At 52.3% G+C, this 26,546-nt stretch carries 25 protein-coding genes and 1 riboswitch; of the genes, 1 reads left to right on the forward strand and 24 read right to left on the reverse strand.

Features of this window, described 5'->3' with window-relative positions; genetic code table 11:
• Positions 1 to 157: 157 nt before the first annotated feature.
• From purD to B9D94_RS24215, 23 genes are all read right to left on the reverse strand, one after another.
• A complete protein-coding gene (purD, locus tag B9D94_RS24115) occupies positions 158 to 1,426 on the reverse strand; it encodes a phosphoribosylamine--glycine ligase (protein ID WP_148248156.1) in 1,269 nt (422 codons plus the stop codon).
• A gap of 290 nt (positions 1,427 to 1,716) precedes the next feature.
• Positions 1,717 to 3,264 (reverse strand): bifunctional phosphoribosylaminoimidazolecarboxamide formyltransferase/IMP cyclohydrolase, encoded by a 1,548-nt coding sequence (purH, locus tag B9D94_RS24120; RefSeq protein WP_148248157.1) that lies wholly within the window; start codon positions 3,262 to 3,264, stop codon positions 1,717 to 1,719.
• Positions 3,265 to 3,412: 148 nt separating this feature from the next.
• A complete protein-coding gene (gene purN, locus B9D94_RS24125) occupies positions 3,413 to 4,024 on the reverse strand; it encodes a phosphoribosylglycinamide formyltransferase (RefSeq protein ID WP_063478597.1) in 612 nt (203 codons plus the stop codon).
• A complete protein-coding gene (gene purM, locus B9D94_RS24130; protein WP_006208289.1) occupies positions 4,024 to 5,064 on the reverse strand; it encodes a phosphoribosylformylglycinamidine cyclo-ligase in 1,041 nt (346 codons plus the stop codon). Before purM ends, purN begins: the two co-directional genes overlap by 1 nt.
• A 115-nt stretch (positions 5,065 to 5,179) precedes the next feature.
• Positions 5,180 to 6,658 carry an amidophosphoribosyltransferase gene (gene purF / locus B9D94_RS24135; RefSeq protein WP_006208288.1) on the reverse strand — a complete coding sequence of 493 codons (1,479 nt, stop codon included), beginning with the start codon at positions 6,656 to 6,658 and terminating at the stop codon, positions 5,180 to 5,182.
• A complete protein-coding gene (purL, locus tag B9D94_RS24140; protein ID WP_148248158.1) occupies positions 6,643 to 8,886 on the reverse strand; it encodes a phosphoribosylformylglycinamidine synthase subunit PurL in 2,244 nt (747 codons plus the stop codon). Before purL ends, purF begins: the two co-directional genes overlap by 16 nt.
• A complete protein-coding gene (gene purQ / locus B9D94_RS24145) occupies positions 8,864 to 9,553 on the reverse strand; it encodes a phosphoribosylformylglycinamidine synthase subunit PurQ (protein WP_006208286.1) in 690 nt (229 codons plus the stop codon). Before purQ ends, purL begins: the two co-directional genes overlap by 23 nt.
• A 4-nt stretch (positions 9,554 to 9,557) precedes the next feature.
• Positions 9,558 to 9,803 (reverse strand): phosphoribosylformylglycinamidine synthase subunit PurS, encoded by a 246-nt coding sequence (gene purS, locus B9D94_RS24150; protein ID WP_006208285.1) that lies wholly within the window; start codon positions 9,801 to 9,803, stop codon positions 9,558 to 9,560.
• Positions 9,804 to 9,852: 49 nt separating this feature from the next.
• Entirely contained in the window at positions 9,853 to 10,743 is an 891-nt protein-coding gene (locus B9D94_RS24155) for a phosphoribosylaminoimidazolesuccinocarboxamide synthase (protein ID WP_148248159.1), read from the reverse strand.
• 272 nt (positions 10,744 to 11,015) lie between these two features.
• Entirely contained in the window at positions 11,016 to 12,311 is a 1,296-nt protein-coding gene (gene purB, locus B9D94_RS24160; protein ID WP_006208283.1) for an adenylosuccinate lyase, read from the reverse strand.
• Between the two features lie 3 nt (positions 12,312 to 12,314).
• Positions 12,315 to 13,502 carry a 5-(carboxyamino)imidazole ribonucleotide synthase gene (gene purK / locus B9D94_RS24165; protein WP_148248160.1) on the reverse strand — a complete coding sequence of 396 codons (1,188 nt, stop codon included), beginning with the start codon at positions 13,500 to 13,502 and terminating at the stop codon, positions 12,315 to 12,317.
• A complete protein-coding gene (purE, locus tag B9D94_RS24170; RefSeq protein WP_006208281.1) occupies positions 13,499 to 13,984 on the reverse strand; it encodes a 5-(carboxyamino)imidazole ribonucleotide mutase in 486 nt (161 codons plus the stop codon). The genes purK and purE overlap by 4 nt, the downstream gene beginning before the upstream one ends.
• A 188-nt stretch (positions 13,985 to 14,172) precedes the next feature.
• A riboswitch (purine riboswitch) is annotated at positions 14,173 to 14,274 on the reverse strand.
• A 602-nt stretch (positions 14,275 to 14,876) separates the two neighbouring features.
• The gene (locus B9D94_RS24175; RefSeq protein ID WP_006208280.1) at positions 14,877 to 15,311 is read right to left on the reverse strand and encodes a universal stress protein; all 435 of its coding nucleotides are present in this window, start codon (positions 15,309 to 15,311) and stop codon (positions 14,877 to 14,879) included.
• A gap of 128 nt (positions 15,312 to 15,439) precedes the next feature.
• Positions 15,440 to 15,703: a DUF1294 domain-containing protein gene (locus tag B9D94_RS24180; RefSeq protein WP_063478594.1), complete on the reverse strand. Its 264-nt coding sequence runs from the start codon at positions 15,701 to 15,703 to the stop codon at positions 15,440 to 15,442.
• Between the two features lie 231 nt (positions 15,704 to 15,934).
• On the reverse strand, positions 15,935 to 16,072 hold the full coding sequence (locus tag B9D94_RS31140) for a hypothetical protein (protein WP_006208278.1): 138 nt from the start codon (positions 16,070 to 16,072) through the stop codon (positions 15,935 to 15,937).
• Between the two features lie 104 nt (positions 16,073 to 16,176).
• Positions 16,177 to 18,312 carry a DNA topoisomerase III gene (locus B9D94_RS24185; RefSeq protein WP_148248161.1) on the reverse strand — a complete coding sequence of 712 codons (2,136 nt, stop codon included), beginning with the start codon at positions 18,310 to 18,312 and terminating at the stop codon, positions 16,177 to 16,179.
• 62 nt (positions 18,313 to 18,374) lie between these two features.
• Positions 18,375 to 18,527, reverse strand: a complete 153-nt coding sequence (locus B9D94_RS31145) for a hypothetical protein (protein ID WP_160163977.1) — start codon at positions 18,525 to 18,527, stop codon at positions 18,375 to 18,377.
• Positions 18,528 to 18,588: 61 nt separating this feature from the next.
• The gene (locus B9D94_RS24190; RefSeq protein WP_148248162.1) at positions 18,589 to 19,410 is read right to left on the reverse strand and encodes an MBL fold metallo-hydrolase; all 822 of its coding nucleotides are present in this window, start codon (positions 19,408 to 19,410) and stop codon (positions 18,589 to 18,591) included.
• A 90-nt stretch (positions 19,411 to 19,500) separates the two neighbouring features.
• Complete coding sequence (locus B9D94_RS24195) at positions 19,501 to 21,429, reverse strand: ABC transporter permease (RefSeq protein ID WP_148248163.1); 1,929 nt, start codon at positions 21,427 to 21,429, stop codon at positions 19,501 to 19,503.
• A complete protein-coding gene (locus tag B9D94_RS24200) occupies positions 21,404 to 22,174 on the reverse strand; it encodes an ABC transporter ATP-binding protein (protein WP_148248164.1) in 771 nt (256 codons plus the stop codon). The genes B9D94_RS24195 and B9D94_RS24200 overlap by 26 nt, the downstream gene beginning before the upstream one ends.
• A gap of 370 nt (positions 22,175 to 22,544) precedes the next feature.
• Entirely contained in the window at positions 22,545 to 23,525 is a 981-nt protein-coding gene (locus tag B9D94_RS24205; RefSeq protein ID WP_148248165.1) for a sensor histidine kinase, read from the reverse strand.
• Complete coding sequence (locus tag B9D94_RS24210; RefSeq protein ID WP_006208271.1) at positions 23,522 to 24,220, reverse strand: response regulator transcription factor; 699 nt, start codon at positions 24,218 to 24,220, stop codon at positions 23,522 to 23,524. The genes B9D94_RS24205 and B9D94_RS24210 overlap by 4 nt, the downstream gene beginning before the upstream one ends.
• Before the next feature lie 63 nt (positions 24,221 to 24,283).
• Complete coding sequence (locus B9D94_RS24215) at positions 24,284 to 25,018, reverse strand: acyl-[acyl-carrier-protein] thioesterase (protein WP_253806033.1); 735 nt, start codon at positions 25,016 to 25,018, stop codon at positions 24,284 to 24,286.
• Positions 25,019 to 25,222: 204 nt separating this feature from the next.
• Between B9D94_RS24215 and B9D94_RS24220 the strand changes: the two genes are divergently transcribed.
• On the forward strand, positions 25,223 to 25,480 hold the full coding sequence (locus B9D94_RS24220) for a GlsB/YeaQ/YmgE family stress response membrane protein (protein ID WP_006208269.1): 258 nt from the start codon (positions 25,223 to 25,225) through the stop codon (positions 25,478 to 25,480).
• 169 nt (positions 25,481 to 25,649) lie between these two features.
• Here B9D94_RS24220 and B9D94_RS24225 read toward each other — a convergent pair whose 3' ends face one another.
• Complete coding sequence (locus B9D94_RS24225) at positions 25,650 to 26,543, reverse strand: SDR family oxidoreductase (protein WP_036640893.1); 894 nt, start codon at positions 26,541 to 26,543, stop codon at positions 25,650 to 25,652.
• Between the last annotated feature and the right edge of the window lie 3 nt (positions 26,544 to 26,546).

Genomic DNA, 26,546 nt, shown 5'->3' on the forward strand with positions numbered 1-26,546 from the left:
AGATCCAAGGCAGTCCTTCAGTTTCCTCTAAATGATCATACAAAACAGAAGGACTACCGATCCCGATCTAAAAAAAGATCGGCGGCAGCCCTTCAAATTTTTATGATAGCTGTTCTTGTTCGTTAATGAATACTTCTGCTATTTAGCATTTCCGTTATCATCTGAGTGCCTTGAGTGCAATATCCGTCCGGTTAAACTTGCCTTCAAACGTGATGCCTTCTGCCCGTTCATATGCCTTTGCCCGTGCAGAAGCGATATCTGCGCCTAAACCGACAACGCCGAGTACGCGTCCGCCGTTCGTTCTCCACGTTCCTTCCGCGTCGCGTGCAGTTCCCGCATGGAATACTATGGTGCTGTCCTGCTCGTCCTCCAGACCCGTGATAGCAATCCCTTTCGGATACGATGCCGGATAGCCGCCAGAGGCCAGGATAACGCATACAGCCGCTTCATCGCTCCACTCCAGCTCCAGATCAGCCAAGGTGCCATTTACAGCAGACAGGAACACCTCCAGAAGATCCGTCTTCAGGCGCGGTAATACTACCTGCGTCTCTGGATCACCAAATCTGGCGTTAAATTCAATCGTCTTCGGCCTGCCGTCCGGTGAGATCATCAATCCGGCAAACAGAACCCCGCGGAACGGTCGCCCTTCAGCTACCATCGCCTTTGCTGTCGGCTTGATAATCGTTTGAATGGCCTCTTCAATAATGGATGGCTGAATATGAGGCAATGGCGAATAGGTTCCCATTCCTCCCGTATTCGGTCCCCGATCATCATCGTAGGCCGGCTTGTGATCCTGGGCTGCCGACATCGGCTTCACGGTCTCACCGTCGACAAAAGCCAGAATCGACATTTCCTGGCCTTCCAGAAACTCCTCAATGACGACCCGGCTTCCGGCATCGCCGAATACCTTCGATTGCATGATGTCGCTGAGCGCCTGCTCTGCTTCTTCCAGCGTGCGTGCAACGGTAACACCCTTGCCTGCTGCCAGCCCGTCCGCTTTCACAACGATTGGCGCGCGTTGCTGGCGCAAATAAGCAAGTGCAGCTTCGTAATCGTCAAACTTCGCATAAGCCGCTGTCGGAATACTGTACTTGTGGAGCAAATCCTTCATGAAGGTTTTGCTTCCTTCAATCTCGGCAGCATTTTTACGTGGACCAAAGACAGGAATGCCTGTCTCATCGAACGCATCGACAATGCCGTCTGCCAGCGGATCATCCGGACCAACGACGATAAGTCCCACCTGCTTCTCTACCGCAAATGCAGCCAGCTTCTCAAACTCCGATACCGCGATGGGCACGCACTCAGCCAGCTGCCCGATTCCGGCATTGCCAGGTGCACAGTATATCGTGCCAGCCTTCGGACTCTTCGACAGTGCCCATACGATGGCATGCTCTCTGCCACCGCCTCCGATCACCAATATATCCATGGATCTTCCCTCCCGATTCATCTCAGGTATTCACATCGTTTCATTGCATGAATGATTCATAGTGCAAAATCAAATGTACCATGACGACCGCCTGCTCGGGCTCCAAGTCCCGAAAAGGGACTTGTGCTACCTCTTCGGCAGCCTGGCTCAACGCCCAACGTCCACTTCATCCCCTAAACTTAAAGGCGGCGCCCGCTAAGCGCAGCGTCGCCTCAGTCTGTGTTGGGATTAAGGGGTCCCTTGAACTGCACCGGATGGCTGCAACAAGAGAGACTTTGTTGCCATCCTCATTAGTGTTTGAAATGTCTCACGCCGGTGAAGACCATGGCGATGCCGTGTTCATTGGCTGCCTTGATGGATTCCTCATCCTTAATGGAGCCGCCCGGCTGGATGATCGCCGTAATGCCGGCTTTCGCTGCAAGCTCAACCGTATCTCCCATCGGGAAGAATGCATCGGAGGCCAGTATAGCCCCCTTCGCTTTCTCGCCGGCTTGCTCAACCGCAATGCGTGCCGAGCCGACGCGGTTCATCTGACCTGCGCCAACGCCAACGGTCATGTTGTCCGCAGCCAATACAATCGCATTGGATTTCACATGCTTGACAACCTTCCATCCGAAGAGCAGCTGCTTCAGCTCCTCTTCAGTAGGCTCACGGTCCGTCACGACCTTCAGATCGGCAACATCCAGAGAATGCACGTCGCTTTCCTGGACGATCATGCCGCCTTCAATCGTCGTTACGGCAAGCGTGCTCTGACGCTCCTTGGCAGAACCGAACTCGCCCATCTTCAGCAGACGGATGTTCTTCTTCTTTGTCAGAATTTCCAGCGCCTCCGGCGTGAAGTCCGGTGCAAGGATGATTTCGAGGAAGATCTCCTTCAGCAGATCAGCTGTCGGAGCGTCAATTGTCCGGTTCGCTGCCACAATCCCGCCGAAGATGGAGGTTGGATCGGCGCTATACGCTTTTTGATAAGCCTCCAATACGTTGGTGCCAATGCCAACACCGCAAGGATTCATATGCTTCACGGCCACTACCGTCGGCTCGTCAAACTCCTTCACGATCTGCAAAGCCGCATTCGCGTCGTTAATATTGTTATAGGACAGCTCCTTGCCGTGCAGCTGTTCCGCTGTCGTCAAGGTACCCGCCGGAGCCAGCGGTTTACGATAGAAGGCCGCCTTCTGATGCGGGTTCTCGCCGTAACGAAGATCCTGGATTTTCTCATACGTCACGCTGAAGCGCTCAGGAAGCGGATCGCCCATCACATTCGACAAATAGTCGGAAATGAGTGTATCGTAAGCCGCTGTATGGCGGAATACCTTGGCTGCCAGACGTTTGCGGGTTTCCAACGTGGTGTCGCCACCACCGCGGATTTCCTCGATCACACTGCCATAATCCGCCGCATCGACAACCACGCTTACAAAAGCATGGTTTTTTGCCGCAGAACGCAGCATGGTTGGACCGCCAATGTCGATATTTTCGATGGCATCTTCATACTCGACATCCGGCTTCGCAATCGTTTCCTGGAATGGATACAGATTAACGACAACCATATCGATATAATCGAGACCGAGCTCCTGCATTTGGCGCTGATGCTCCTCGCTGTCGCGAATAGCAAGCAAACCGCTGTGTACCGCAGGATGAAGGGTTTTTACACGTCCGTCCAGAATCTCCGGGAATCCCGTCACATCCGAAATACCGATAACAGGTACTCCTTCCTGTGCAAGAAGATTCTTGGTTCCCCCAGTCGAGATGATCTCTACACCCAATGAAGACAACTCACGGCAAAATTCCACGATGCCGGTTTTATCCGAAACGCTGACCAAAGCTCTTTTGATACCCACGTCCATACCCCCTATATTGAATGAAAATCATAATAGCCTGTCTTGATTCCTTAGATGCTGTCGAACATCCATAATTGCAAATTATTTCCCGAGAAATATCGAACATGTCGATTCGCCGCAAGACCTTGTCCGCTATTATTACAAGAGGCTATTCGGCAATCGTCACATTCCGCCCATTCAGCGAAATCCGCCTCTGAGCAAACCAGGATACGACCTCCGAGTACAGCTTCTGCTCCACATGATGAATGCGCTCCGCCAACACTTCCGCGGTATCGCCTTTCTTGATCTCAACGGCCTTCTGGGCAATAACGGGCCCGGTATCCATGCCGCCATCCACGAAATGAACGGTAACTCCGGTCATTTTCACACCATAGGCAAGCGCTTGTCCAATCGCGTCTTTACCGGGAAAAGCAGGCAGCAGGGAAGGGTGAATGTTGATGATTCGGCCGCTGTAAAACTCCACAAAAGACGGACTTAATAATCGCATATATCCTGCAAGTACAATCAATTCGACACCGCGCTGCTGAAGCTCTGCTGCAATATTCCGTTCATACTCTTCCTTTGAGGCATACTCCTTCGGCTCGAATACAAAGGTATCCACATTCGCCGCTGCCGCCAGCTCCACCACGGGAGCCTGCGGCTTGTCGCATACCAGAAGGCAGATATCGCCACCCAAGGCACCGCTTAACTGCGCATCCACCAATGCCTGAAAATTGCTGCCCTTTCCGGAAGCAAAAACGGCTATGCGAAACGGACTCATTACACCTCAGCTCCCGTGAAGGTTACGATACGCTCGCCTTCCGTCACTCGGCCGATCACGTAAGCCTCTTCGCCAGCGGAACGAAGGAATTGAAGCGTCGCGTCAGCATCCTGTTCCTTAACGACAAGAACCATGCCGATTCCCATATTAAATGTCGTAAACATATCCTTGTTCGAAATCTTGCCTTTCTCCTGCATCAGCTTAAAGATCGGCAGAATCGGCCAAGCACCGTATTCGATGTCGACATTGACGCCATCCGGCAGCATGCGCGGAATATTCTCGATGAATCCGCCGCCCGTAATGTGCGCCATGCCCTTCACTTCAATCTCCTTCAACAAACCAAGCAGCGGCTTCACATATATCTTGGTTGGCACCAGCAGCACGTCGCCAAGACGTCCTCCCAATTCGTGAATCTCTTGCTGCAGCGAATAGCCCGCATCCTCCAGAAGCAACTTGCGTACAAGCGAGAAGCCGTTGCTGTGCACGCCGCTAGAAGCCAGTCCAATCACCGTGTCGCCCGCTGCGATATTCGACCCGTTGATCATTTTGCTTTTGTCGACAATCCCGACGGTAAAGCCTGCAATGTCATACTCGCCTTCACTGTACATCCCCGGCATTTCCGCGGTTTCGCCGCCGATCAGCGAACAGCCGGCCTGGTTGCAGCCGTCCGCAATTCCTTTGACAATGGATTCAATCTTGGATGGAATGACCTTGTCACACGCCAAATAGTCGAGAAAAAAGAGCGGTTCTGCGCCTTGCACCACAATATCGTTCACACACATCGCCACCGCATCGATACCGATGGTATCGTGTTGATCCATCGCAAATGCGAGCTTCAGCTTTGTGCCGACGCCATCCGTGCCTGAGACGAGTACCGGCTCTTCATATTGGTCTTTATTCAGCTTGAACAGTGCGCCAAAACCACCCAGATCTGTCATGACCTCCGGTCGGAAAGTCGTTTTGACATGCTTTTTCATCCGCTCTACCGCTTCGTTGCCTGCTGCGATATCCACGCCTGCTTGTTTGTAAGTATCAGACACGCGCTCAACACTCCTTTTTCGTTATGACGAAAGTATCCGTTCACACAACATTTATGGCCTTAATCAATAATCAGCTTAAAGGGTATTCCCAAGAAAACGGCTGTCCACCGCAAATCTAGCAGCTGCAGCCCATTTTCTCTTCCCCGTTAAAATCAATCTGCGTCGGGTAATCATTGTCAAAACACGCCATACACAAGCCGCCCTTATGGCTGTGTTCATCATAACCGCCAATAGCAGATATGAGTCCATCCGGGCTCAAGAACGACAGGGAGTCCGCATTGATCTCACGGCAAATCTCCTCGACGCTTTTTTCAGATGCAATCAGTTCTCTGCGATCCGGTGTATCGATGCCATAGAAGCAAGGATTCTTGAATGGCGGCGACGTAATTCGCACATGCACTTCGGTAGCGCCTGCCTCGCGAAGCAGGTTGACGATCCGGCGGGACGTCGTACCGCGCACGATGGAGTCATCAATCATCACTACGCGTTTGCCTTCCACCACGCGCCGTACAGCGCTCAGCTTCATCTTCACGCCCTGTTCGCGCAGCTCCTGGCTCGGCTGGATGAACGTACGTCCGGTGTACTTATTCTTGATCAATCCGAGCTCATACGGAATGCCCGTCTGTTCGGCATAACCAATCGCAGCTGAAATGCTGGAGTCTGGCACGCCTGTGACCACATCCGCATCCACGAACGATTCCAACGCCATCTTGCTGCCCATCCGTTTACGGGCCGAATGCAGATTTGAACCGTTCAGATCGCTGTCCGGACGGGAGAAATAGATGTATTCCATTGCGCATAGCGCTTTGCGGCCGGCTTCCGTGTAACGCTCTTCACGCAGACCGTTTCTATCCAGAATAAGAAGCTCCCCTGGAGCGACATCACGTATCGCTTCCGCCCCGATCACTTCAAGCGCGCACGTCTCGGACGTGAAGATATACGCATCGCCAAGACGTCCCATCGTCAGCGGACGGAGTCCGTTCGGGTCCGAAGCGACAAGCAGCTTGTCGTTTGTCATGAGCAGGAAGGCGAATCCGCCGACCAGTCGCTTCAATGCATCCTTGGCTGCCTCGACAAAATCCTTGGGCGATCGTGCAATCAGATGCGCAATAACTTCCGTGTCACTCGTAGTCTGGAAAATAGAGCCCTCCATCTCCAGCTCACGCCGGAGCTTCGGCTCATTCACGATGTTGCCGTTCGTGGCAATCGCCAGATTGCCCTCACGGTATTTGAAGACAAGCGGCTGCGCATTCGTCAGCCGACTGTCGCCGCTGGTCGAATAACGGACATGCCCGATCGACATCCCGCCCTTCAGCGATTCCAGCTTATCCTTGTCGAACACTTCCTTCACAAGCCCCATGCCGCGGTGATAATTGAAGTTCTCACCATCGGCCACGCAGATCCCTGCGCTTTCCTCCCCTCGATGCTGGAGGGCGTGAAGCCCGTAATAGGAAAGGGAGGCGGCATCGGGATGCCCAAACACCCCGAATACGCCGCACTCTTCTTTTAATGTATCAAATATATCGCTCTGACCTGTTCCCTCATTGTAGTAATCCCCTGTCCACAGTCCTTCGGGCATCAGTTCATGAGACATGGAATGGCATCCTCCCAGACGGATTTCAAAGCCTCCACGGATTCTTCCAGCGCAGAAGCACCGTTAATGTTAATGCTAAGCTTGCTTCCGCCAACGAAACCAAGTGCCGTAAATGGTACGCCGGCTTCTTGCAGAAGCTTCTCAAGCGCGTTCTTATGATCAGCGAATACCGACAGCACGATCCGGGATTGGCTCTCGCTAAACAGCGCCACGTCGCTGCGAAGCTCGGTCGACCATTCGACCGTTGCACCGACATTGCCGCTGATGCAGCTCTCGGCGAGTGCTGCTGCAAGGCCGCCCTCCGACACGTCATGCGCGGATTGAACCAGACCGGATTGGATCGCCTTCAGTACGCCGTCAAGCAGTTTCTTCTCGGTACCGAGGTCAAGCTCCGGCGGTCTGCCTTCCGACACCCCATGAACGACCGCTTGGAACTCACTGCCGCCCAGTTCTGCAAGGGTATCGCCCAGCAGATAAATCGCATCGCCTTCCCCCTTGAAAGCTTGTGTCGTAATATGATCCGTATCATGGATCAGACCGACCATGCCGACAACCGGCGTCGGATAAATCGCGCCCTTCGTGTTCTCGTTATAGAGGCTGACATTGCCGCCAATGACCGGAGTTCCGAGCTCGCGACAAGCCTCGGCCATGCCGTCAACGGCTTTTTCCATCTGCCAGAATATTTCCGGCTTCTCCGGGCTGCCGAAGTTCAGGTTATCCGTAATGGCAAGCGGCTCTGCGCCAGAGCATACGATATTGCGCGCAGCTTCGCTGACCGCAATTCTGCCGCCCCGCTCGGGATCGAGATAGACATAACGGCCGTTGCAATCCGTTGTCATCGCCAGCGCTTTGCGTGTTCCATGAACCGTCACGACAGCGGCATCCGAACCCGGACGAACCGCCGTGCTGGTACGAACCATGTAGTCGTATTGATTGTATACCCATGCTTTGCTTGCAAGGCTTGGTGAGCCCAGCACCTTCTTAAGGGCACCGCCCAAATCCTTCACTTCTTCATAACGAAGTGTATCCACGGCCGCTTGCTCTTTATAGTAAGCCGGTTCCTGGGATGGTTTATCATAGATCGGACACTCGTCAACAAGTGCTTTCACCGGCATATCGCCCACCACTTCATCATGATGGATCAGCTTCAAGCGGCCATCGTCCGTTACCTTGCCGACTTTGGCGCAGATCACGCCCCACCGGTCGAAGATTTCGCGAGCTTGAGCTTCATCCTTCGGCTCTACCACGAACAGCATCCGTTCCTGGGATTCCGACAGCATCATTTCATAAGGCGTCATGCCCTCTTCACGCTGAGGCACCTGGTCCAGGTACAGTTCAAGACCATTGCCGGCTTTACTTGCCATTTCCGCACTGGAGCAAGTCAGTCCAGCCGCGCCCATATCCTGAATGCCCAGCACGATGCCGGAATCGATCAGCTCCAGGCAGGATTCCATGACCAGCTTCTCCATGAACGGATCACCGACCTGAACGGCCGTACGGTTCGCTTCGGATTCCTCCGTCAGCTCAACGGAAGCGAAGGTCGCGCCGTGAATGCCATCGCGTCCGGTTGGAGGTCCAACATAGAAGACCGGATTACCTACCCCTTTTGCCACACCGCGCTGAATCTTGTCATGGTCGATAATGCCGACACACATCGCATTGACCAGCGGATTGCCTTCATAACTCTCATCGAATACAACCTCGCCGCCTACCGTCGGGATTCCGATGCAATTGCCATAACCTGCAATACCGGATACAACGTGCTCAAACAAATATTTCACGCGATCGCTCTCGAGCTTGCCGAAGCGAAGCGAGTTCAGGATCGCAACCGGTCTTGCCCCCATAGAGAAAATATCGCGAATAATGCCGCCCACACCCGTAGCTGCGCCTTGATAAGGCTCAACCGCGGACGGATGGTTGTGGCTTTCGATTTTGAATACAACCGCCTGGTTGTCGCCGATATCCACGATCCCTGCGCCTTCGCCTGGTCCCATCAGGACGCGCGGACCGCTTGTCGGGAAGCGACGAAGGAGCGGCTTGGAATTTTTATAAGCACAATGCTCGGACCACATGACACTAAACACGCCGATTTCCGTATAATTCGGTTTGCGTCCCATGAAGGAACAGATCAGCTCATACTCGCTGTCCGAAACTCCCATCTGCTTATAAATCTGAAACTCTGCGATCTGTTCTGCTGTCGGTTCCTTAACGGACGTTTGCTGCGCCATGAGTATCCCTCCATGCCTGTAATATGGATGTGAACATTGCCTTGCCGTCATCCGAGCCGAGCAGACTGCTCACCGCGCGCTCCGGATGCGGCATCATGCCGATTACGTTGCCGCGCTCGTTGCAGATGCCTGCGATATCCTCTACCGAGCCGTTCGGATTGTTTTGATACGTAAATACGATTTGCCGGTTGTCCCGGAGCTTTTGAAGCGTTTCTTCATCACAGTAATAGTTGCCTTCACCATGGGCGATCGGAATGACAATCTCTTGCCCTTCTGCATAATCGCGCGTAAATGGCGTCGTATTATTGTTCACTTTCAGCACACTGTCATGGCAGCGGAATTTCATCGAATCGTTGCGGCGCAGAGCCCCTGGAAGGAGTCCCGCTTCCGTCAAAATCTGAAATCCGTTGCAGATGCCAAGAATATACTTGCCCTCTTCCGCCGCCTTCGCCACTTCATTCATAACCGGGGCGAACCGGGAAATCGCACCACACCGCAGATAATCTCCGTAGGAGAATCCGCCGGGTACCAAAATACAATCATATGGGGAAAGGTCGGTTGCCGTATGCCATACGTAATCCACCGGCTGACCAATCGTCTCTTCTACCGCCTTATAACAGTCAATGTCGCAATTCGAGCCAGGAAAGACCAGCACTGCAAATCTCATCGGTTTAGCCCTCCAATTCATAACGGTAGTTCTCAACCACCGTATTGGCCAGAAGCTTCTCGCACATTTCTTTCACACGCTGCTCGGCTTCCTCACGGTTATCCGTACCCAGCTCAAGCTCCATATATTTACCGATGCGAAGACTCTCTACTTCCTTATATCCGATTGAATGAAGTGCACCCTGTACCGCTACCCCTTGAGGGTCCAATACGCTCTGTTTAATCGTGACGTAGACCTTTGCTTTCAACATTGTTTCCTGTTCCTCCTCGGTATATATGAATGAAATGGTTTATAAAAGCTTACACGCTGACACCCGTGATTCGGCTGTAAATATCAGTGTAGCGGCGTGTTGTTTCCTCCACCACGGCTTGCGGCAGGGGACCCGGTTCACTGTTCTTATCCCAGTCGGACGAAGCGAGGTACGTGCGCACCGGCTCCTTATCCATACTGTCAATTTCAATGTCGAGCGCATAATGGTTCACATCCCAGAAACGGGAGGAATCCGGCGTAAAAATCTCGTCGATCAGCACGATCTCTCCATCGATCAAACCGAACTCAAATTTGCAATCTGCCAAAATAATGCTGTGCTTGCTGCAATAGTCGCGGGCGAACTTGTAGAGCATGAGGCTGCGATCCTGCAGCTGCAATGCGAGCTCTTCACCGACAAGCTCTTGCATCCGATCAAGCGAAATATCTTCATCATGACCGACATCGTTCTTGGCAGCCGGCGTGAAGATCGGCTTGGGAAAAGCCTCATTCTTGCGCATGCCCTCCGGCAGCTTAATACCGTTAACCTCGCCCGTGGACTGATACTGCCTCCAGCCGCCGCCGGTAATATATCCGCGGACGACGCATTCGATATCGATGCGCTCGGCTCTGCGGCACACCATGATTCGGCCATCGAGCAGCGCCTTATCCTTGACGGCATCACCCAGGAGATTCACGTCCGTATGCACAACATGATTGCTGATAAGCTGTTCCGTTTGCCCAAACCAGAAAGCACTCAGCTTGTTCAGCACGGTTCCTTTGGCCGGTACAGGCGGCTCCAGCACATAGTCAAAAGCGGAAATGCGATCGGTGACGACGATGAGTACGTGCTCCCCCAGGTCGTACAATTCACGCACCTTGCCCTTGTACAGCAGCGGTACGTTGACCAGATGAGTGGCGGTCGATAATGCCGGTAATGTCATGTGTTCCTCCCCTTGGGGCGACGTATATCTCAATCTGAGACTGTCGCTCCCTGTATTTCTGTCGGATGAAAAATAGAATGCTCAGTATCATGTGGACTAAAGATCTTTAGCTTGTTCATCACTACGAATGCGGATTGTTTTTCCGATCCCTGTTGCCCCCAGATTTCCATGAATATGATTCAAAGGTTAAAATCCGGGGGCAAAGGGGACCGCTATCGCTTCTACAAAACAATTCCGCCTTCTCCGCTGTAGAACTTCTTATACCGACATCCTTACTCCAGCCCCAGCTTGGCAAAAATCGTATCCACATGCTTCAGGTGCCAGCTTGGATTAAATGCATCCTCAATCTCCTCAGCGCTGAGCACCTCGGTGATCTCAGGCGTGGCTTCCACGATCTCGCGGAATTGGCGCTGCTCTTCCCATGCCTGCATGGCGCGCGGTTGAACGGTATCGTACGCTTGCTCGCGGCTGAAGCCTTTATCGATCAGCTTCGTCAGGATGCGGCCCGAGAAGGGAACGCCATAGGTGCGAGCCATGTTGCGCTTCATGTTCTCCGGGAATACCGTCAGGTTCTTCACGATATTGCCGAAGCGGTTCAGCATGTAGTTCAGCAGCATCGTCGCATCCGGCAGGATGATGCGCTCTACCGAGGAGTGGGAGATATCCCGCTCATGCCAGAGCGGCACGTTCTCGTAGGCGGACACCATGTGACCGCGAATGACGCGCGCCAGGCCCGAGATGTTTTCCGAACCGATTGGATTGCGTTTGTGCGGCATCGCGGAAGAACCCTTTTGACCTTTAGCGAATGCTTCTTCTACCTCGCGAACCTCACTCTTCTGCAATGCGCGAACCTCAGTTGCAAACTTCTCAAGCGATGTAGCGATGAGTGCCAGGGTTGCCATGTATTCCGCATGACGGTCACGCTGCAGCGTCTGGGTCGAGATCGGCGCTGCCTTCGTGCCGAGCTTGCGGCATACGAATTCTTCTACGGAAGGATCGATGTTGGCATATGTTCCGACCGCCCCCGAGATTTTACCGTATTGGACGCCGTCAGCCGCATGGCGGAAGCGCTCCAGATTGCGGATCATCTCTTCATGCCACAGCGCCATTTTCAGACCAAACGTTGTAGGTTCAGCATGAACACCATGCGTTCTGCCCATCATCGGGGTATGTTTGTAGGCCAGTGCCTTCTCTTTCAAAATACCGATAAAGCGCAGGATGTCCTGCTCCAAAATATCGTTAGCCTGCTTGAGCAGATACCCCATCGCGGTATCCACCACGTCCGTCGAAGTCAATCCATAGTGGACCCATTTCCGTTCCTCGCCCAGGCTCTCCGATACCGCGCGGGTAAAGGCGATGACATCATGGCGGGTTTCCTGTTCAATCTCATATATCCGATCCATATCAAAAGTCGCATTCTGTCGAAGTTTAACGGTGTCTTCCTTCGGAATGACGCCAAGGTCTGCCCATGCCTCACATGCGCACAGTTCCACTTCCAGCCACGCTCTGAATTTGTTCTCCTCGGTCCAAATCGCTCGCATTTCCGGTCTGCTGTAACGTTCAATCATCGTTTAATCCTGCCTCCAAATATTCATTTTCTCCACCCATTCCAGGGCGGCATCCACATCCCCGCACAAGAGGTTGATATGTCCCATCTTGCGGTTAAGCTTCGCCTCGCTCTTGCCGTACAGATGAAGTTTAGGCACAACACCCAGAGACTCTGCCAGCGTATCCTCATTACCGAAGCGCTGCACGACCTCCTCCAGATGCTGGCCGAGCACATTCACCATAACAACCGGGCTCAGCAGCGTGGTATCTCCGAGTGGGAGATTACATATGGCTCTCACATGCTGCTCGAATTGGGAAGTTGAGCAAGCCTCCATCGTGTAGTGGCCCGAGTTGTGCGGACGTGGTGCAAGCTCGTTCACGTACAGCTCGCCATCCTCGGTCACAAACATCTCCACGGCCAGCAGGCCAACCGCTCCTAAGCCTTCAGCCACGCGTTCCGCGAGCTGACAGGCCCTGCGCTGAACGTCGCTTTGCACACGCGCAGGTACAACCGACAAGTGCAAAATATTGTTGACGTGCACGTTCTCTGCCGGCGGAAAGCTCTTCACGATACCGCTTGGGGTGCGTGCAGCGATCACGGAAATCTCGCACGCAAACTTCACAAACTTCTCCAATACGAGCTCCGTTCCACTGGCTGCCAGCTCCCTATAAGCCGACCCCAGCTCATCCTCGCTGCGGAGAACCGCCTGCCCTTTACCATCATAACCTCCCGTAGCGGTCTTAAGCACGCACGGAAGTCCAAGCTCAGTGGCGGCGGACTGCAAATCTGTAAGGCTTGTTATCTCACGATACGGTGCAACCGGCACGCCTGCGGCTTCAATTGCCGCCTTCTCACGCAAACGGTGCTGCGTGGTATAGAGCAGCTTGCTTCCTTGCGGAACATAAGACTGCTCCTCCAGAAGCTTGGCTACGCCCGCATCGACATTCTCGAATTCGTACGTAATGACATCAGCACTCTCTGCCAATTGACGTGCAGCTTCGACATCATCGTAACCTGCCGTAATCTGCTCAGCCATCTGACCGAGCGGCGAGTTCGGCGTCGGGTCCAGCGTGACGAACGAATAACCCATCCGGATGCCGTCCAGCGCGATCATCCGTCCAAGCTGGCCGCCGCCCAGAACGCCAATGACGGAACCAGGCAAGAGCTTTTTACCGGATCCGGTTGTCTGCTGTGTTCCGTTCTCCATCATAAGTTATTGCTGCTTTCCAGCACTTCGTCACGAATACGGTCACGACGCGCCTGCACTCTTTCACGAATCCCTGCATCCGAAGTACCCAGTATTTGAGCTGCGAGAAGTCCAGCGTTAGTGGCCCCCGCTTTGCCGATGGCTACGGTCGCTACCGGAATGCCCCCTGGCATCTGTACGATCGACAGCAATGAATCCAGACCCTTCAGCGCTTTGGATTTAACCGGAACGCCGATGACCGGCAATACCGTCTTGGATGCGACCATACCAGGCAGGTGCGCGGCTCCACCAGCTCCGGCGATAATGACGCGAAGCCCCCGGCCCTCCGCTTCCTCGGCATAACGGAACATCAGGTCCGGTGTGCGGTGAGCAGATACGACTTTTTTCTCATACGGAATTTCAAGCTCGTCTAACACCTCGCATGCATGGGACATCGTATCCCAATCCGATTTGCTTCCCATAATAACTCCTACTTGTGCTGACATGAGTTACCCCCGCTTTCTTCGAAATTCGACAATTCGTTGCTGACCACTGAAAAAAGTCCGATCCCGTAAACACAAAATCTGTGCAGGTCTCGGACATACAAGGATTACGAACGCTGCTGCTCCAAGCAGAAGAGTCATTCGCATCCGCCGCCAAAGAGGCAAACAAGAAGTCAGGCCCCGTTGTTGCCGCACCGTTTGTATTCCCTCGTAGTCCGAAAATTTACGGTTTTCGGGTAGAGACTTCCGGGCCATATCCCCGGTTTTATACGAGAAATATTAAATTTCATCAATCACGCTTCATAAGTTATTTTGAACCTCAACATCCTCAGTTTATCAATTTCTGACACCTAGTGTCAACCTAAACACGAACAATCAGATTTGCATAAAAAATAATGTTCGTATCTGGCAAGTGAGGCGTGCAGCAGCAAAAACTTCTTGGAGACTGCGGACTTTATAAGGCCTGCCAATTGGTGGATATGAAAAGCTGTAAGCAGTACATGTTGAGCAATTGGCAGCGCTGCGCTGACGCATCGTGATTCCGATCGCTGTTAAACACGGGAAACTGGATTGAACTATAATGGATGTTTCCCGTGTTTAAAGGCGAACGCTGGCGCTTCTCCATCCACGATTCGTCCGCTCCGCTGGAGCATATTCAATGGAGATTTTTTTGCTGCTGCATTGAGGGTAAGGGAAAAGTATCGCAGAATAAAATAAGACCGTATTCTGCTCTTTAATTGTAGTTACTTACACGAAAGATGGGGGCTAGTGTCGAAATCTTATCATCCGACATCTGGGGGGGAGTTTATCTTGCGAGATAAGAATGGAAAGCCTCTGACGTTTATACTGTCTTATCTTTATAAAAAAAGGGACGCTCTCAGCGTCCCCAACATCATTATTTCACGACCAATACTGGAACCGTTGCATGCTGCACCACGTTATGGCTGACACTCCCGAGCACAAACTCGCGAATACCGCCAAGACCGCGGCTGCCGATAACGATCAGGTCACTGCCGTTCTGATCTGCATACTCCAGAATAACTTCAGCCGGAGGACCCTGAATCATCTCCACCTGACCAGGCACGCCAGAATTCTCAATTCGCTCGCGGATCTCCTCAGTCGTCTGCACGGCAAGATCGTAAACATCTTTATTGAGTGAAGCTGGAATCGGAGCTAGCCCTTCCCCAACGAAAAAACGCGGAAAATCGTAAGCATGAATGACATCCAGCGCAGCTCCCGGCGTTACCTTCGCAAGTTCAACCGCACGTCCGAGTGCTTTATTCGCTGCCTTGGAGCCGTCGTAAGCTAGAAGAATTTTAGTAAAAAGCATACAGGCCACCTCTTTCTGTTGTTAAAAGACCTACTACTTATTATTAAACAACTTCATACCCATATGAAACGAGCTAACTGACTTGCTGTTCGGCTGTCCCCTTATGTAAAAACCAGGCTAATCCGACTTCAACCCCAGAAGTACGTATACAGCGCAACGTTCACGATTAATAACAGCGGTACTCCGATTTTAAAAGATAAATGCCGTGTCTTATGACGTTTGCGGTACATCGCAATCCATACGCCCAAGGCACCGCCAATTGCAGCCAGCAAAAAGAGCGTTCTCTCCGGAACACGATCCCGTCCCAACCGGGCACGCCGCTTATCCTCGGACATGACCAGATAGGCTACCGCATTGATAAAAATAAACCAAACGATCAGTGCAGGTCTCACGTTGGCTCACGCACCCCCATTTCAACTGATCCATGCTGCTCAATCAGCCATTAGTTCTACCATCATTATAAAACCGCAGGCTAATGAAGACAATGCCCGGCTAATCAGCCCTGCCGCCGCATCATCCGCGAATGCCATTACGAGGACACCGGTCTGCCGGCAAGAACCGACTCCCCGATGCCCAGCACAATGACAACTAAGATAATCGAATCATTCGACCGTTACGAAAGCTCAAGATTCATTCTTGGGTATTTCGTTCAGGCTTGGTACATAGTCTGCAGCCTTTTTCGGTTTGAGGGTTTTACTCTCCTCAAGAATGCTTGATTTGTTCTGCTGATTTTCGGTTTTTCTCGCTTTATGATTCGGCATGCAAATCACCCCCTGTCCGTAGAATGGGCCATTGCGCCGGAGGTTATGCTAACAGCGGCAAGAAAAAAAGCATTTCGAGCATCTGAGGTCTCATAAACAGCCGACTACTCCTTGCCCTTCTGTTCAAGAGCTGCTTTCAACAGGTCGCCCAGATTCGAACCGATCGACTCCTGTTTGCTGAATTGCTGTACGAGCTTCCGTTCCTCCCGTTTGTTCACATGTTTGGCGTCCTGCTTCAGCGTTTCGGTAATGCCGCAGCCAAGGCACTGCACAAACATTCCCGCCTTGCCTTCTTTCATCTCCATCTTCTTATGGCACTGCGGGCAGCGACGGTTTGACAGACGTTTCTCACCGGAACGCTTATATCCGCAATCTTCGCTCGGGCAGACCAGCAGCTTGCCGCGCTTGGTCTTCTTCTCCAGCAGCCTTGTACCGCAGTCCGGACAGTGGCTGTTCGAGACATTATGCGGCTTATATTCCGCGTCGCTTCCCTTAACGTCGGTGACCAGTTTCTTGGTCATGTCCCGAATGCCACGCAGGAACGGCTCCGGCTTGCCTTGCCCCTTCGCGATCCGCTCCAGCTCAGCCTCCCAGCGTGCCGTAAGCTCCGGTGTTCTCAGCTCTGGAGCAACAAGCTCAATCAGTTGCTTGCCCTTACCTGTCGGATGCAGGGATTGCCCCTGCCGTTCGATGGTGTCCGAGCTAACCAGCTTCTCAATGATGTCCGCCCGGGTCGCAGGTGTTCCAAGACCGTGCTTCTCCATCTGCGAGAGCAGTGCCGCCTCGTTGTAGCGCTTGGGCGGCTGTGTCCGTCCCGGTTTCAGCACGCAGCGAACCACCTTCACCGTCTCTCCTTCCTTCAGTTCAGGCAGGAGTTTGCCTGAGGACGCACCCTGGGCATCCTCAGGCTCATCATCGCCGTCATCATCATAATCACCGCCATAGACCTCACGCCATCCGCTGTCCTTGATCGTTGTCCCTTTCGCGTAGAGCAGCTCTCCTTCAATCTGCACGGTTACCGATACGTTATCGTACCGGGCAGGAGGATAGAATAGGCTGATGAAGCGGCGCACGATGAGATCGTACAGCTTCCGCTCATCAACAGACAGCTGATTAAGCAGCACGGTTTGCTCGGTTGGAATGATTGCATGATGGTCCGTTACCTTGCTATCATCCACAACCCGTTTGCCTGGCGATATATTTTTGCGCAGCAATGGACGTGCAAGCGATGCATAAGGTCCTATCGCAATGCTCGACAATCTCTCCTTCAACGTCCCCACCATATCGGATGTCAGATAGCGGCTGTCCGTACGCGGGTAAGTGACCAGCTTATGCTGTTCATACAGGCGCTGCAGCACATTCGAGGTCTGCTTGGCCGAGAACCCGAACCTGCGGTTGGCATCCCGCTGCAGTTCGGTCAAATCGTAAGCCAGCGGATGCGGCTCGTTTTTCTCGCTCTTCTTCACGCTGGTGATTTTCCCGGTGCTGCCTTCCAGCTTCGACTTCAGCTTCGCGGCCTTATCCTTCTCAAACAGACGACCGTCTCCGCCCGCCGGACGCCACGAAACCTCGAAGCCTCCCAGATCGGCCTGCAGTGTCTCATACTCTTGGGAGCGGAAATGGACAATCTCCTTCTCACGGTCCATGATCATTCCGAGCGTTGGCGTCTGAACCCGGCCTGCCGACAGCTGAGCATTGAATTTGGTCGTAAGCGCACGCGTCACATTGAGGCCAACCATCCAATCGGCTTCCGCCCGGCAGCGTGCGGACTCATACAGTCGATCAAACTGCTGTCCCGGCTTCAGCGATGCGAACCCTTCCTTGATTGCCTTATCGGTCTGGGAAGAAATCCATAACCGCTTGAACGGCTTGTTCCACTTCGCCATTTTCAGAATCCAGCGAGCAAGCAGTTCCCCTTCGCGGGCGGCATCGGTAGCAATGATCATCTCCCCGACATCCTGTCGCTTCATCAGATGCTGCACCGTCTTGAACTGGTGGCTGGTTTCCTTAAGCACTTTAAGCCTGGTGTTATCCGGCAGGATCGGCAAATCCTCCAGCACCCAGGTTTGATATTTCTTATCATAATCCTCGGGTTCTGCAAGACCTACCAAATGCCCAAGCGCCCAGGTCACAATATATTTCGGTCCTTCAAAATAATTCTTCTGCTTCTCTCGGCTGCCCATCACTCTGGCAATTTCCTTCGCGACGGACGGCTTCTCAGCCAATACTAATACTTTCATAGCCCTCCCCTTCCTCTGTTCCCCTATTATAACCTCCCTTCGTTTATTTCCACAAAAATGAATCAGATCGTTCGCTTCGCGAGCCAGGCAAACGTATGGCTGGCACATATCGGGCAGCCCTGGTTCTTCAACTCCTCAATGATGGAGAAATCGCCCTGGATGCCGACCTGGAGCACGCCAAAACACCGCAGGGAGTTTGTCCCAACGGTGTCCACGTAACCCTGTTAATATTTCATATCATGAAGCTGAATCCTATCCTATAGATTTCCATCCCATTCAGTTCATATCTTTATTAACGTATCGTCCATGATCGGGAACGGCAAGGCGGTTGAACTCTCGGGCCAGCCGATCCAGCGAATCCCTCATCTCATCCCCGTTCATCGACACGCCGTGTCCAGTTATTAGAATCCGGGGTTTTAATTCAGCCAGGCGGCGAACCGATTCCTTTGCAAGGTCCCAGTCCGGTGTAAAGTACATCGGTGGGCCATGCAGCTCCTTCTCCTGCCCTATGACAGCTAATGCGGATTCCTGCTTCACCGTAATGACAGCATCTCCGGCAATAAGAACGCCATCTGTAGCGCGATACAGGGAGATATGACCGGGACTATGCCCTGGTGTATGAATCCACCGCCAATCAGCGAGATTCGGCACCGTGCCATCATGGGGCAATGGACGAATTCGTGAGCCCAGATCGATCGCTTTATGAGGATACATCGGGGCGACACGGGCCATTAATCCACCGCCCACGCTTGGATCTGCTGGAGGGTAATCCTCATCTCCAGTCAGGAACGGCATTTCGTTCCGGTGAGCGTAGACAGGTACGCCCCAGCGGTCCGACAATGCCTTCACATTGCCAACATGGTCAAAATGGCCGTGCGTAAGTACAATACAGACAGGCGGACGAGCGAACCTTTTTTCTGCTGCCTCTGCAATCGCATCTTCAAAATTACCCAGGCCGCTGTCCACCAATACCCAATCACCTGAACTCGGCAGGCCAATCATCTGGATGTTCACCATCACGGTGCGCATAGAAAGGATATCCGGCACAATCTCTTCAGACTCTATCGCACCCGTCTTTAACATACTGTGATCATTCATTATGAAAAGTCGCCCCCATCCTCGTTATAAAGTGCTTCTTGTAATAACATACCCGTTTTGACACTTTTCAACGAGGAAACAGGGGGAATGCTACTGAATCATTTTGTTGAGACGCTCCAGGTAACGCCATCGAGTAATAAAGAAATACATGATCTGTATGCTAAGGAAGAAGATAAAAATCTTCAAACTGTGACCTACAATGGAGAAGTCGACCAACTGCTGAAGGGCAACGAAGGCAACGCCGCTATGGATCAGTGCAATGAGCATCGGAAGGAAGAACATGATGACAAGCTGCTTGGTGATGATGATGCCAAGCTCTTTTTTACTGAGACCGACCTTGGCAATCATGCGATATTGCTGTTCATCCCGTGCAAGATCCGCATACAGGCGGAAATAGACAAAGCTTGCTGCAAAGGTAAAGAAGACGATGCCAACCAATCCGCTTACCATGAGTAAGATGCCGTTCTGCTGCTGGGCGTTTTTCCAATCGAAATACAACGATTTTAGATAATAACTGTTGTCTTCATTCTCGTTAAAACGTTCCAGAATCGATCTGGACACGTCCCCGGTATTCTTCCAATCCTGCACGTAAAATGTATGGTAGGCCGCATAACCGTATTCTTGGTCCTGCTGTGCCTGCAGCGCATCCTCGTACAAGCGGTCGGATACAACCAGCGTCTCCCCGTAGCTTTCGGGTACCGCAATGAACGTTTCGGCCTTGAGCACCTTGACGATTTCCGATGTTTTGCCGTTTAATACCTCGAACTGATCAGACAAAGGACCGTCGATGCGGTAGCTGTTCTTCTCCGAGACCGTTCCCGGAGTCAGAATTCCTTCCAGATCGCCCAATGTTTCTGCCGGGAAACCCAGCGATTGAATGAGACCGTTATATTCGCTCAGCTTAATTAGCTTAACCCCGTTATCCGTGAAAATCGGGGTAACCTCTGCCTCCTTATAATCCAGTCCTCCCTTCTTGAGCTCCTCCCTGATGATATCCAGATGCCGATTCCCTTTATCCTCATCCTCGTCATACATGGAATATGTGTAAGCATAAGGGTTCTCCATCGCAGACAAGCCCGGATCCCCAATCGCCAGCGTCGTCCCAATGCCGGTAAAGGCGGATGCCGAAATGACCGATACAAGGAAAAACATCACTGCATTGTCCTTGATTCTGTACAGCAGCTCCGATACCGTCAGCAGGTTGGTTTTGCGAAAAAAGAATCGTTCCCTCTTCTGCAAGTACCGCATGAAATAAACGCTGAACTGGGTGAAGAGAAAATACGTGCCCGTGATGACCAATACAACACCGCCCAGCAGCAGCAATAGATTGAAAATTTGGAGAATGGCAAAGGCCATAACCATGCCGTATCCCGCAGCAATCAGGAAAACGGCGAGCACAGCCAGCCAGGGTGAGGCTTTCGGCTGGGGCTTGGGGCTTTCCTCCGCTTTGACAAGAGCGAGCAGCGTGCCCTTACGGAGCATAAGCGAGGAGAACAAGGCAATGAGCAAGAACAACACGGCGTAAGCCACTGCCGTCATCACAAGCGCTTGGAGTGGAAAATAAAACGGCAGGCCCTGATCCACAGCCATCAGCTTGGCGCTGATTAACAGAATGAGCTTTGAGAACAGCATGCCGATTCCCATACCGGCGATGATCGCAGCAGCGCCAATCAAAATATTTTCGATAAACAGCATCCGATTCAACTGTTTGCGGGACATTCCGAGTATCATCAGTATGCCGAATTCCTTCTTCCGAACCTTGATAAAGGCCCCAACGGAATACAGCAGGAAAAAGAATGAAAAGACAAACACAATATATTGGGATACCGTCATGCCCATGGTTCCCAGCATGCTCAGGGTTCCGCTGGAGGAGACCAAGCCGTCCTTGAGCTGCGGGTGAAACGAGAGCAGGCCATAAGTAAAGAAAATCATGACAGAGAAGGCACTGCTCAGAAAGTGGGCGATATATGTGCGCTTGCTGCGCAGGACATTATTAATGGCGAACTGGCGAAAATTCATGTCCCGAACCCCCCAGCAGCGATAACACGTTGATAATTTTCTGATAAAAAGCCGACTGGCTGTCACCGTACGTGATCTCGTTGTACAATTGACCGTCCTTGATAAACACCACCCGATTGCAGTAACTTGCGGCCAACGGATCATGGGTGACCAGCAGCATGGTCACTTTGTCTTCCTTGTTTCTGCGATCCATGATCTCCATGACGTCGCGCGCGGATTTGGAATCCAGATTCCCCGTCGGTTCATCCGCAAGCACCAGCTTCGGAACGTGGATCATCGCCCGCGCTACAGCTGTCCGCTGTGCCTGTCCCCCTGAAATTTCATAGGTCCGCTTATCCAGAATCGATGTAATGCCCAGCTTCTCTGCCAGCACGCCGACCCGTCGGTTCATCTCGTCCAGATCGACACCGTCCAGCGCCAGTGGCAGCAGAATATTCTCCTTCACCGTCAGTGTATTAAGCAGATTGAAGGACTGGAAGACAAACCCGAGCTCGCGGCGGCGGAACATCGCCAATTGATCCTGTGACAGACGAAACGGATCTTTCCCGCCAATGCTGATCTCACCGGATGTGGGACGGTCGATGGTGGATATCATGTTAAGCAGCGTCGTTTTCCCGCTGCCGGAAGGTCCCATAATGCCAACGAACTCCCCTTCGTTGATGCTCAAATTGATATTGGAAAGCGCCTCGTGTGACACCGCGGCCTTGTAGACTTTGCCCAGATTGCGGACGTTCAATATTTCCATCTTGTTAAACCTCACTCTCGTTATTTCGTAATCTTGTAAGGTTAGTGTATAGCATCCCCCGGCCTTCTCCTATCGATCACTCTTTCACCAGTCTTACATCGGTGTAAGATTCACTTTTCCCCAAATCTGAAAGACGTCAATACATACTTAACCATAAGAAAAAACCTTATCTCTGACAGATGTCTTCATCCGAAGTCATTTCCCGAGATAAGGCTCCTAGCTTAACATCTTGTATGCTATGGCTTGCTATGGCTCCAGTACAGCCTCGATATGACAAATCCGGGGCGCAGAGCGGAACAGAATCATGCTTGATCTTCCCGCAGCTGCATCTCTAACGAGAATAACGCGATCAATGAAATAAGCCTCATCCCTAGAAAATCAGCCTCACGGTTGTGCCTTTCCCCGGCTCGGATTCCAGCTCAATCCGGTGGTTCATTTTCTGGATGACCTCCTTGACGAGGTATAAGCCCATGCCTGTGGACTCCTTCAGCTTGCGGCCGTTCTCCCCGGTATAGAACGGGTCGAACACCCGGTTCATATCGGACTTTGGAATTCCCATTCCCCGGTCCGTGATCTCCAGCATCACATGACGGCCATCCTCCGAGCGGCGAGCTTGAATCGTCACCTTGAATCCGGTACCGGCAGAATATTTAATGGCATTGGAGAGCAGCTGCAGCATAATAAACCGCAGCCACTTGGCATCCGTCTGAACCATAAGGTCTGGATCCACCAGCAGTTCGGGATATACATGACTATGGATGAAGAAGCGCTTGTTCTCATGAACCGCGTCGACAGCTATCTGGTTCAGATGTACCGGCTCTACGCTGAAATCCTGCTCGAAAGTTTCGAGCCTGGACATATACAGCACCATCTCAAGCCCCCGCCGGATTCGGTCGGATTCCTCGGAAATGCTCTTGAACGAATCGTTATCGTCCTCCTGCGTGATCATCTCAATGACCGAGAGCGGCGTTTTCATCTGATGCACCCACTGATTCATGAAGATCATATGCTCTTTGCGCCGTCGCTCCCACTCCTCCATGACCGTGCGGTATTGACGGTACTGTTCTTCCATAAGCTCGCTGAGAGCGGTTGGCAGGGGAGCGGATTCATTATGCTTTATCGATTCCTCCAGCGATCGGATGGGCTGTGACAGCCGCTCATAGAAATCCCGGTGCGTGAAATACCGGAAAGCCAAGTATCCCCCCAGAATGGTTAAACCAAGAAAAACCGCATAGGCAGCTGTTACCGGATGATCATAACCGTCATACCAGAAAACGAGCAGCACCACAAACAGCGCTGCAAGCGTGAACATAATCAGCGGCAGATGCTCTCGCCAGAACAGCTTTTTCATGACTGCCTCTTCCACACCGTATGAAGTCGGTATCCCGAGCCGCGGACCGTTTCAAGGGCATCCTCAATGCCCAGCTCGGCAAGCCGTTTCCGTACCCGGTTAATATTGACGCTGAGCGTATTATCATCAACAAAGGTATCATCCCATAACTTCTCCAGAATGGTCTCGCGCGTAACAAGGCGGGGACTCCGGCTTAGCAGCGTCTCGAGGAGAATCGTTTCCTTTTTCGTGAGAACGGAGGTCCGTTCGTCCAAACTCATCTCCATTCGCTCGGGATACAGGACAAGCCCGTCCTTCTCCACCGTTCGTTCGGCGGATGCTGTCGCATAATCGCCATATACGCGCCGCAACTGACTGTGGATTTTGGCAATGACGATATCGTAGGCAAATGGCTTCGTAATATAATCGTCCGCTCCGTTCTCAAGGGCTCTTAATTGATCCGGGGTTCCGCTTCTGGCAGATATGAAAATAATGGGGCAGGTGGATAACGACCGAATTTGACGACACCAATAGTATCCGTCAAAGCTCGGCAGATTCACATCCAGCAGAACCACATGCGGCTTCAGCTCCTGGAACTGTTCCAGCACCTGATCGAAATCCTCAACAATAATCGCTTCGTTGCCGTACCTTTCGATATGCGATTGCAGCAACCCCGCCAGCTTCGGGTCATCCTCTACGACCATGATTTTGTACATCAGGCTCTCCCTCCGTGCAGCGTCAGGCACTTCCCCTCCTATCCGGATTAGCAGCCTGATGGTTTATGGTTCCCTAACGATAGCCGCTTCAAAAAAGTTTATCCCGTCAGGTGAAGTGCCTTGCACATACACCCTGCTGTTCTCTTCAGCCGAACGGCTGAGGAGCATCGTATCTCCGAGTCTGGCCTCGTTGTGATATGTAATCTTGAAGCCCGTCACTTTCCCTTCCTGTAGCTCCTGCTCGTCCAGCACATCGAAGCACAGATCCGCATACCGGGCATTATTCAGATGCCCGTTCACATCAATTCCACTGTATCGAACTTTATACGTATAGGCCTCTGCAAGCTGTACGCCTTCAGCCAATACGGCTTTGTTTGGCAGCTCTCCTACCGATTCTTTACCGATCGGCACCTCATACGGGAACATGGAGGGACGCAGGATTTTCCGTTTGTGAATATCCACCAGCGCCCATACCGAGCGGGCTTCACCCAGCTTTTCTCCGTCAGCATTTTTTATCCGATAATCCCGATGCCACAGAGCCCCCTTGGAGCCGCGGCTCCAGGTCTCGACATGGACGGTCTCCATATCCCTTGGCATTCGCCCCATATCAAGGTCAAGCGTAATGAGCATCCAGCCCATCCCCCGCTCAATCATCTCCTCGCGACTGATCCCAAGCGCCTCGACATGCCGGTCTGCCGCCCTTTGCAAAATACTGAGCAGCGAGGACCAGCGGCAATCCCCCCGAAAATCCGCATCAACGGATTGAATGGTATATTCTTCTATCCATTTCTCTGCCATGAGCCTCATGCCAACTCCTTTATAATTTTCATGTTCATGATACTTCAAGCATAATCAAAAGCCCTCTATTTATCAAAAGAACAGCTCCTTTTGTTAGCTGGAAAAAAATGATTTTATCAATGTTCGGGATCAATCCGGTTTAAAAGTCACTTCTTTGGTTAATAGTAAGGCACAAACAACTATAACTTATACGAGGTGATAAACATGAGTTTTCTTTGGTCATTAATTGTCGGCGGTATCATTGGTTGGATTGCAGGTTTGATTATGGGCAGAGACATTCCCGGCGGTATCATCGGTAACATCATTGCTGGTTTTGTCGGTGCTTGGCTGGGTGGACTTTTGCTCGGGTCTTGGGGACCGGAAATGGGAGGTTTCTTCATCTTGCCTGCCCTGATCGGTGCCGTCGTCCTTGTCTTTATCGTCAGCCTGATCATGGGCTCGATGAGACGCGGCCGCTCGTAATGAGCTGAAGTCTAAAACCTTGACTTCCACTGCGATGTACCGCTATTGCCGATACAGACATTCTCACAGCGGTACCGCTAAATGCTAAGTCAAAGGAACATTTTTACCCATCAAAACAGGGTGCCTATTCGCCGCCATGGCTATAGGCACCCTGTTTTTACGTATCTTCTTACGATATGGGAAGACCCTGCTCCTTCGCATAATGGCCCCAATGCGGCCTGCGGCCGTCAATGTCGCGGAAGCCGTATTCATCCGACAAATCCCAGCTGGTCAGCGCCTTACCGCTCTTGGCTGCAACATCCGGATCAGCCGCCAGCGCCGCAACCCCCTGCGCCAGGAAATACGGCGTCTCCGACGCGATGAAATGCGGTTCTTGCGTTGCGGCATCCTGCCAATTCTCTTCTGTAACACCGAAGTGATCCAGCATTTGTTCGGAACGCAGAAATCCGGGTGTAACGGATAACGCGGTTACATGATAGGGGCGCAGTTCCTCTGCCATTGCTTCTGCCAGATGAATCGGCGATATTTTGGCCAAACTATAATACAAGTTCCCGCGATATCGGTAAGTAGAGCCATCCGTAACCTCAATGACCAATCCGCTTCCATTCTCTACCATGAGTGGAACACCGTAATAGCTTGTGATCATATGCGTGGTAACCGCACGCTCCTGCATTAACAACCCATCGGACAGGAACTGTTCCCAGAACGGAACATTCCAGTGTGTAAGATGCTCGCCACCCCATATATCATTGACAAGAATGTCGAGTCGCCCATCCTGCTCCTCACGAACTCGCTCAAACAGAGCCTTCACCTGCTCTTCCACGGTATGGTCACATTGCACGGCAATTCCGGTCCCTCCCCGCTCTGTCACCATATCCGCCGTATCGTTAATGGTCTCTGATCGCTTAATATCCGATGCTTGTCCCCGTACGCTCCGTCCTGTGCAGTACACCGTTGCCCCCGCCGCACCCAGCATAACCGCAATAGCTCGACCCGCACCGCGCGTCGAACCTGCAACGACAGCAACCTTGCCTTGTAGCGGCTTACGATTTTCGTTAATCATAGC

This window comes from Paenibacillus sp. Cedars (assembly GCF_003184205.1).
Taxonomy (GTDB): Bacteria; Bacillota; Bacilli; order Paenibacillales; family Paenibacillaceae; genus Paenibacillus_AQ; species Paenibacillus_AQ glucanolyticus.